The following is a 9,301-nucleotide window of genomic DNA, read 5'->3' as shown; positions in this document are numbered from 1 at the left end:
TTGGACTTATTCGATTGAAGAAACAATTCCACTTCGTCATTATCAGACTGGAACTAAGAAGGCGAAAGTTAAAGATGGCGGTGCAATGGCATCTGACGGCAGTGTTCTCTATGCTATCAAAGGTGGTGGCTCGCATCAATTCTGGAAATATACTCCTGGTGCCCCTGGTATTTGGACTGGTTTAGATACAATTCCCAGATTGCACAATAAATCTGTGCCTAAGACTGGTGCTGCCATGGCTTATGCTAATGGCAGGGTCTACTTACTCAAAGGTAATAAGACACCTGAATTCTGGCAATACGGCATTACAGAAGAAAACTCAAAACTCATAACTCAAAACTCAAATCTGAATATCGCAACAGAAAACTCAAAACTTCCTGCTCCAAATTCAAAACTGATTGAAATTAACCCCAATCCATTTAGTAAATTTACCACAATTAACTATACGGTTTCAGTTTCCGGCAGAGTCTCAATCAAACTTTACAATGCATCTGGTCGTCTGATAGAAACTTTCACTGACGAATATCTTAATGCCGGAACTTATACTACCAGACTCAGCGCAAAATCACTTGCCCGTGGTATCTACTTCTTGAAGTATGAAGATGCGACAAACTCCAGCGAAGTCAAACTCATCGTCCAATAAAATAGAATTTGTCTGGCATCAAAAAGATGTCAGGCCTAAACTCAAGGGGGCGAGGATTCGCCCCCTTGTCTTTTTCTTAGATTGTGTATCTTGGCGTGGGGTAGCAGTGGTGGGGCTAGGGTGGGGCTAACCCTGGCTTAACCCAATCCTAACATATTGCAAAGGCTATCTTATCTGGTATTCGGCATACCAGGTCGCATATCCGTTAGCCTAATTTGTCTCTTATTAAAACTAAAGATTACACCGATTTGTATTAATTAATTTAATCTGTTAAATCATTGCTATTTATGCTTATGAACTTATTAGTAAGCGTGTTTCTAAAATAGTTTGAGTAAAAGTCAGATATTAAATCAAAGAGAAATTTTGTCCGAATTTTTGAATCTATTGCCCTTAATGAAAACAACTGGCTACGACAATCTTTAATTTAATCGAACATCACTGAGTGCCAAATATCGCTAAGAAAGAGATGAAGTGTTAAGATAATAGATGGGCTTTACTTGCTGACGACAAATTTTTTAGAAATGGTTTGATTCATTAGTTTTAGGACGACAAAATAAACACCTGATTGTTTCGGATAATAAATAAAATTATGGTTACCTTTGAAAAGTTGATTATTATAAAGTTCTTGCGTTAATTGACCGAGATTATTATATATCAGTAAGTTTACTTTCGTATCTTGCTTGAGAGTAAAATTAATATTTAAAAGCGAACGGGCTGGATTGGGTTTAGTCGATAATTGGATATATTGATTTTGAATTTCGGGTTGAGCAATACCGGAAATATGGTTTTTTACTCTCACCAACATACTTTCAGTTTTGGCATTACCAGCAATATCATAAGCAGTAACTTTTACATAATAGGCACCATCAGGAAAATTTGTTGTCTGCCAACTGGCCATTGAGTCGACGGGCTCTAATATCGTATCGCCATTAGTATTAGTAACAATAAAATAATAGTCGCGGTAAACATAATCGCCTCGACTCCTGCAAATACTATCTTGTTTATATACTACCCGAATATTATTTTGTGAAATTCTTCCGGAAAATTGAACAAAATGGGTTGTCGGTACAGAACTACTAATACCCCGAATTGCATATTCAATCCGGAACGGCGCTAATTTATCCCAAATCAAATTACCCGTACTTTTACCGATGCGGTCATAGATTTTTGCGATGATATCAACATTGCCATATAAACTATCTGGATTAAGGTAGATACTTTTATTGTTTTGACAAAAAGCAAATCTATTGTTACTCAACGCATTTTCAAAAGTCGGAGCAACCGTATCAATGTTGGGTGATAAGAGACATAGCGGATTTCTGACAAACGCCCAGTCTGGAGTAATCCAAGTGCTACCTTGGTCCTTGATACGAGCAAAGTGGAGGTGGTCAAATCCAGGCACGGTCCAAGGAACTAAATAACCGATTAAATCTCCAGGATAAACTTCATCGCCAACATTTTTATGATACCGAGTTGGGTCAATATGGGCATATAACCAAGCTTCGCAAGAATCAGTATAAGAGAGATTGGAATCCGCAATGGCTAAACGCCAATATAAATCACCGCCTAAAGTAAGCCAGGCTTTAACCCAGCCATGAGCAACCGCGTATACCGCTGCGCCTTGTTGATTAGGCGTGATGATATCGATTCCTGTATGAAAATATGGACCAGTTGAGCCGTAATCTTGGAAATTACACCAGTTATTACCTAAGGGATGAACCGAATCAACCGGACTAATTGGCCAGGGTATGGCATAAATAAAACTAAATATCGACCATAATAAAACCCCAATCCAATTATTATACCGACGAGAAAAAATAATAGGATAAAAGACATAGTTAGTTGAAGGATTATTAAGTTTTGATTCTTTATTTCCCTGCGGAAAATTCATTCGTCTCAAAAATATTAATTTTTAGAAGTTACAGCCTTATCAGTTACCGAATGACTAAAGATATTTCTTAATATAAGTGCGATTAGCAATTTTGGTAAGATACTCCTGAAGCCGTTCTTTCAGTTTTGCTTCAAAAAGATAATTTCTGATTTCGTCTTGAAGGTCCTCTAAACTCAAGATTCTTTCTTCTTCTTTGTTGAGAACTTTTATCAAATGGTAGCCATGTTCTGATAACACGGGTTCTGAGATTTCGCCGGCTTTTAGTTTTGCTACTGCAGTGCGATAGGGTTCTTGCAAGCCGGATAAGAGAAATTCGCCTAAATAACCACTACTATCTTTGGTCATCGGGTCATCAGAATACAGTTTGGCTAAAGAATCAAAACTAATGCCTTTTAAGGCTAAGGCACGCACTTGTTCAGCAGTTTTTTTGGTGTTTAGTGTATCGCGCTTTGTTAAATTAACTGCGATTAGAATGTGTCGTAATTCAATCTTATTTCCTCTTCGGCTAAGGCACTTAAATATTTCATAACCATAACGACTGCGTGCGGGCATAGAAATCTCATTGGGTTTTAAGTTTTTGACAACTACTTGAATTTCTGGCTGTAAATTCTCAAGTTCGACCATACCTAAATAGCCCCCGCGATTTTTCGTTGCCTTATCATCAGAAAAACTTTGGGCAACTTCTTCAAAATCACCACCGCGTAAGAGAATATCATAGATTTCGCTAACACGATTCTGTAAGGCTTGTTCTGCAGATTGCGATGGTTTTATCATAAATAGAATATGCGCCAGTTCGACCCGACCCGGGCTTCGTGCAATTGAGTCTTTGTGCTGATGATAAAAATTCTGGACTTCAATCGGCGTAATATTAATATTGGTTAACCCCTTTTTGGCTAATAACTTTTGGCTAATCAATCTTTTTTTAATATCATCCCGATACCGTTCTCGTAATTTTCGTTCCGTAATACCTTCTTTTTCTAATGCTTGTTGATAAGCGGTATCATCATCAAAACGGCGCTTTAGGGCTTGGATATTCCGTTCGACTTCTTCCTCAATTTCTTGTCTCGATACTTCAACGGTTTCTCGTTTGGCTTCTTCTAAAAGTAACCGACTTTTAATTAATTCATCTAAAATTTGGTGCACTAATTGCGAATCGGATGCTAAAGTTGGCGTCATTAATTTCATAAATTCAACGGCTTCGTTGACTTCACTGGCTAAAATTATTTGTTCACCGACTACAGCAATAATTCTATCCGCCGTTTTGGCAAAAAGCAGATGATTACCGATAATGGGTAAAAATATAAGGCCTATTACTAACTGGATAACCGTTAACCGTAAACGGTGAAGTATCGGTCTGAACAATGATTGGGTCATTTTAATAGAACATCGGGATTTTGAGTAATTTTCGTTCGTGCCTTCAAATCATTGAGTAAGGCTTCAAGCATTTCTCGGCTTTTCTTGTATTGTAAAACCGAGTTGATATAGTCTTCAACTTCGGCTAACGAGATGTCTTTTTTTACTTTTTTCTTATCAATCAGTTTAACAATTTGGTATCCTTCTTGGGATTTGAGGACATCAGAGATTTCTCCAACTTTAAGTTTGAAGATTGCTTCTTCTAATAATGGGTCGCCACCAACTCTTGGGTCACCGACACCGCGACTAAAATATTTTGATTCCGCGCCTTTTGCCAACACCCGGTCTTGAGATAAATCTTGGGCTAATCTTGTAAAATCAGCACCGGCGCGCAGCTCGGCTAAGGTCCGATGTGCTAAACTCTCATCACTAAGCACAATCCGGCTGATTTTCACTTCATAAAGAAACTCTTCTTTGTGCTGAGTAAAATAATCGAATATCTCTTTGCGACTAACTGAAATCTTTGCCATCTCCCTTTCTAAAAGACTATTTACGATTAATTCTTTGGATAGTTGTTTGATTTGAATTTTTAAGGTTTCGTCTTGGTCAAGTCTTCTTCTTTTGGCTTCTTGATATAAGAGTTCAGTGTTAATCCATTTTTCAATTAACGCATTGATATTCTCTTTGGTTAATCGGATTTCTGACGGAATCTGGACCAATAACTCTTTTTGCGTTAATTTACTATTACCGACTGTGGCAACAACTTTTTCATTCTTAGGACAAGAAACAAATAACAGACTTAAAAGTAGCAAAACAATTATCCTGCGTTTAAGAAGATAAATCTTTATTTTTTCTTTCACTATTGCTCCTTTCACCCAATTTAGTGAGGTGTTGATTTTTTTTGTTAAATTAAGATTTTTACACATTCGTTTTTTTTACTGATGGTTAATACTTTTTCTTCATTAATTTCAATTTTACTTTTGGCTTTCAATACTTGGGTATAATTAATATTGTAGTCTTGATTGTTTTTTTCTTTTTTATTCATATTCATTATTTACTTTTTCCCTTCCAATTCTTTTTCATAATAATATTGCATTTATTCACTCATCGTTTTTTACCGGCATTCATTAATCGTTTTTCGTCAATTTCAATTTTACTTTTGGCCTTTAATTCTTGGACATAGTTCATATACCGTTCTTGTCGTTTCTGTTCTAAAAGTTCATTTTTGATGAGAGGAGCAACATCTGAGACTTTATTGGGAAGATATTTTTCTTTATTGGCATTATAATAGTCTTCAATCTCTTTATCCGTAACTTTAAGAGTTTGGGTTATTTGCATAGCATATAGTTTTTGATAGAGCAGGTCTTTTTTTCGCTGTTCAAATTCTTTTTGAATCTCAGGTAGTTTATCCAAGTTACGATTTAAGGCATCTTCATACATAACATCTTCTTCAATTGCTCTTTTGATAGCATAAGATTTAAGTGCAGTATCAATTATCCGTGGAAATTCTCGAGCAATATGGAAGAGATTTTTGGCATAAACTACTTTGCGATTATCTTTTTTCGCAACCCAGGTTTCGCGTTCCGCTTCACTGAAAGAATCCGGATGTTTATAAAACAATCTTAGCCCTTCAGGATTAAATTCAAGTCGTTGAGACAATTTCTCAAGATAAGCACTGACTAATTGGCGATGTTTTTCTTGTTCTACCAACATACGCGCATTAGTTTTGCGTTCAGATAAAGATTCTTTACTTATACGCTTTTCGATGAGTTTAATTATCTTATATTCATCCGCACTGCGAATCAGACTACTAATTTCATTTTCCTTCATATTGGCTACCGCATTGCGTAAAGACTCTTCCAAATAATAAACAGGAAGCCAACCAATATCGCCACCTTCTACGGCACTCTCATCTTGGGAATATTTTACGGCCAATGATTCAAAAGGTATTCCTTTGCTTATACCTTCATTAACGATTTGAGCAATTGATTCATTGGGCATCACAATTACTTTCAAGTGAACTTCTGTAGAGATTTGTGTTAACATATCCTGAATATCTTTTTCCGTTATTTTAAGATTTTTTGTAACCACATCATCGTATAAGGCTTGAATTAACCGGTGTTTCTTCTCGTATTCTAATTGGGCATCTACTTGGTCTTCAAGTCCGAGTGCTTTGGCTTCTTGGATAAACAACTTCTTAACTATCAGGTTATCGATTAAAGACCGTCGATAGTTGCTTTCCGTAGAATCGGATGTGAATCCTTTGGGTAAAGCAGCAATAAATTCCTTTTCGGTAATCGCTTCGCCATTTACTCGGGCAATTATCGTTTGGCTTTGTTTCGAGCAAGTGCAGAAACAACCACTAATTAGCCCTAAGATGCTAATAATAAAACAAAAAATAGACTTTGTAGATTCTGTCATGTATGCATTTTTTTAACCAAGACAAAAAATTTTGTTGTCTTGAGTTGGAAACGAAACATTTGGTATTTCATAAAATGCTTCTAATCGTATTATAAGAAACCTCAAGATAAAGTCAATTATGAATTTTAATTGGGTAAGGTACAATATTTTGTCTCCCTTTGGGATTGTATGTTAAAAATAGTGGTGTATCTTTGATAGTGGATAATATTTTGTGTAAATTTAGACTTGATATGCTAAAAATAAAGGTGTATCCTTTAGATGATTTGACAAGGAGCAAAATTCCTCTATAATCAACATATGCCAGCAAAGACATTGAAATTAGTAAATAAAAATCGGTTTTTGCCTCGTAGACAGAGTTTGAAAATTGGTGTTATTGGTGCGGGGCCGGTGGGACTAACAACTGCAGCTTGTCTTGCCCATCTAGGATATAGCGTAATCTGTGTAGATAATGACCACGATAAAATTACTGCACTTAATAAGGACAAGATGCCATTTTATGAGCCAGAATTGGATAAAATAGTAAAAATCAATTTTCAGGCGAAAAGACTAAAATTTTCCACAAAGATAAGTGATGCGGTCAAAGATACCTTAGTAATATTTATTACGGTCGGCACGCCAACTAAATCTAATGGCGAGCCAGATTTGACTTATATTAAAAACGCCCTAAAAGCAATTGGTTCAGCAATGAACGGATATAAACTGATTGTCGAGAAATCAACGGTTCCGGTTATGACTTGTGATTGGATTAAGAGAACTCTATACCAATATGCTCTTTCCAATAGCCAATTTGATATCGCTTACAATCCAGAATTCTTGCGCGAAGGTAGTGCAGTTGCTGATTTTCTCAATCCTGACCGGATTGTTTTAGGTGTGGAATCGGAAAAGGCAAAAAGATTGCTCTTAAAAATTTATCAACCAATAAAAGCGCCAAAATTAATTACTGACATTCGCAGTGCTGAACTTATCAAACATTCGGCAAATGCATTCTTAGCCACCAAGATTTCTTTTATTAATGCGGTGTCAATCATCTGCGAACTCACCGGTGCGGATATTGAAAAAGTTGCTACTGGTTTGGGATTGGATAAAAGAATCGGTCCTTATTTTCTCAAAGCAGGCATCGGTTTTGGTGGGTTTTGCCTTCCTAAAGACTTAAAAGCATTTATCCATCAAGCAGAAAAAATTGGTTATGATTTTAGATTGCTTAAAGAAGTTGAGCACATTAACATTGAACAACGCAAGCAGTTTATAAAAAAATTAACCAATCAACTTAAAGAATTAAAAGGAAAACAGATTGGGGTGCTGGGATTGGCATTTAAGCCTAATACCGATGATGTTCGTTCTGCACCTTCAATTGAAATAATAAAGAGACTAAAATCAGCCGGGGCAAAAATCAAAGCCTATGACCCAAAAGCGATACCGCAAGCAAAAAAGACTCTTCCTGATATCCAATATTGTAATAATCCTTATGAAGTGGCAAAAGATAGTGATTGTTTAGTAATTTTGACTGAATGGCAGGAATTCCGAAATTTAGATTTAAAGAAAATTAAACAACTATTAAAAAGACCAATTATCTTTGATGGTCGAAATATCTTTGAACTACAGAAGATGCGAGAAATGGGTTTTATCTATCATAGCATTGGCCGAGTGGGAATATATAAAGATTAAAATTTAAATATTAAAATATAAAAAAATAGTATTTAATTAGTCTTTTTGTCTATATTTTGATGTACAGTGGTGCTTTTTCCGATAGTCTATCCGGTTAAATTTTATTTTATTATTCTTGATTAAAAATTGAATGTTCTAAAACATTTCGGGCTTTAAGAACTAAAGTCTATTTGGTTAAATATTATTTTCTTATTTCTAAGTGGGGTTATTTTTGTGCAATACAACCTTATTGCACCCTTCCGATTTTGGACCAATGGTCGATAAAATTTATTAATTTTGCTATTTTCCTATAATCCGCTTATAAGCAATCTGGTATTTTTCTTGAGTCTTGGCAATTACATCATCAGGTAATTTGGGTGCTGGTGGTCTTTTGTCCCAATTAATGCTTTCTAAATAATCTCGAATGAACTGTTTATCAAAACTATTTTGACTTTTGCCTGGCTGGTATTCTTGCATATCCCAAAATCGTGAAGAGTCCGGTGTTAATAACTCATCAATTAGAGTAATCTCTTCATCAAAAAGACCGAATTCCATCTTTGTATCCGCAATGATAATGCCTTTGGATTCAGCATAGTGAGATGCTTTTTGATAAATTTCTAAACAGACATCTTTAATTTTATTAGTAAGTTCTTTACCAATTATATCTATCATTTGCTTTTCAGTAATATTCTCATCGTGGCCAGTTTCGGCTTTAGTTGAAGGGGTAAAAATTGGTTCGGGTAATTTTTCTGATTCTTTTAAGCCTTGGGGTAATCTTATACCACTAACGGAGCCGGTTTTTAGGTATTCTTTCCAAGCAGAACCAGAAATATATCCGCGCACAATACATTCTACAGGTAACGGTTTGGTCTTTTTTACCAACATTGAGCGCTGTCTTAAAATGTCAGCATATTTTTTAAGTTCTAAGGGATATACATTAACTTCATTTGTGATCAAGTGATTTTTGACAATATCTTTGGTAAAATTAAACCAAAAGCAGGAAAGTTCATTTAGGACAATTCCTTTATTGGGAATGCCATCGTTTAAGACAACATCAAACGCTGAAATGCGGTCAGTAGCAATAATCAGTAATTTATCGTCAAGGTCATAGACATCGCGGACTTTACCCCTTTTATATAATTTAAGGTCAGGAAAATCGGTATTTATAATCATATGTTAACTCCTTTGATATACAACATTAAATTATTTCTCGACTCGTAATTGTTAGCGATTATACTGATAATTATTCTCATCATCTCTTTTTACCAACTGGTATAATGTCGCATGGTTCTTCTTTTAAAAGTTTTATTTAGGAAAAGTAGAATTAAATTCATTGTATTATCTCTTCT

General features: G+C 35.4%; 8 protein-coding genes. 2 read left to right on the top strand and 6 right to left on the bottom strand.

Annotated elements, in window-relative coordinates; genetic code table 11:
* A partial coding sequence (locus N2201_03550) for a T9SS type A sorting domain-containing protein (GenBank protein ID MCX7785292.1) occupies window positions 1-643 on the top strand: 643 nt, incomplete at its 5' end.
* A 493-nt stretch (window positions 644-1,136) separates the two neighbouring features.
* Here N2201_03550 and N2201_03545 read toward each other — a convergent pair.
* Genes N2201_03545 through N2201_03525 form a run of 5 tightly spaced genes read right to left on the bottom strand, consistent with a single transcriptional unit; the run spans window position 1,137 to window position 6,308 of the window.
* Complete coding sequence (locus N2201_03545; GenBank protein ID MCX7785291.1) at window positions 1,137-2,534, bottom strand: T9SS type A sorting domain-containing protein; 1,398 nt, start codon at window positions 2,532-2,534, stop codon at window positions 1,137-1,139.
* 54 nt (window positions 2,535-2,588) lie between these two features.
* Window positions 2,589-3,908: a peptidylprolyl isomerase gene (locus N2201_03540; protein ID MCX7785290.1), complete on the bottom strand. Its 1,320-nt coding sequence runs from the start codon at window positions 3,906-3,908 to the stop codon at window positions 2,589-2,591.
* A complete protein-coding gene (locus N2201_03535; protein MCX7785289.1) occupies window positions 3,905-4,747 on the bottom strand; it encodes a peptidyl-prolyl cis-trans isomerase in 843 nt (280 codons plus the stop codon). Before N2201_03535 ends, N2201_03540 begins: the two co-directional genes overlap by 4 nt.
* Window positions 4,748-4,791: 44 nt before the next feature.
* Window positions 4,792-4,932: a hypothetical protein gene (locus N2201_03530; GenBank protein ID MCX7785288.1), complete on the bottom strand. Its 141-nt coding sequence runs from the start codon at window positions 4,930-4,932 to the stop codon at window positions 4,792-4,794.
* A gap of 59 nt (window positions 4,933-4,991) precedes the next feature.
* Window positions 4,992-6,308: a peptidylprolyl isomerase gene (locus N2201_03525; GenBank protein ID MCX7785287.1), complete on the bottom strand. Its 1,317-nt coding sequence runs from the start codon at window positions 6,306-6,308 to the stop codon at window positions 4,992-4,994.
* Between the two features lie 297 nt (window positions 6,309-6,605).
* On the opposite strand from N2201_03525, the gene N2201_03520 reads away from it, so the two are divergent.
* Entirely contained in the window at window positions 6,606-7,973 is a 1,368-nt protein-coding gene (locus tag N2201_03520; GenBank protein ID MCX7785286.1) for a UDP-glucose/GDP-mannose dehydrogenase family protein, read from the top strand.
* Window positions 7,974-8,252: 279 nt separating this feature from the next.
* Here N2201_03520 and N2201_03515 read toward each other — a convergent pair whose 3' ends face one another.
* Window positions 8,253-9,125 (bottom strand): phosphoribosylaminoimidazolesuccinocarboxamide synthase, encoded by an 873-nt coding sequence (locus N2201_03515; protein ID MCX7785285.1) that lies wholly within the window; start codon window positions 9,123-9,125, stop codon window positions 8,253-8,255.
* Between the last annotated feature and the right edge of the window lie 176 nt (window positions 9,126-9,301).

The sequence above is a fragment of the candidate division WOR-3 bacterium genome (genome assembly GCA_026418155.1).
Lineage (GTDB): Bacteria > Hydrothermota > Tepidihabitantia > Tepidihabitantales > CAIPLT01 > JAOABV01.
The sequence above is the reverse complement of the archived record's forward strand: the minus strand, read 5'-3'. Positions and strand labels throughout refer to the sequence as shown.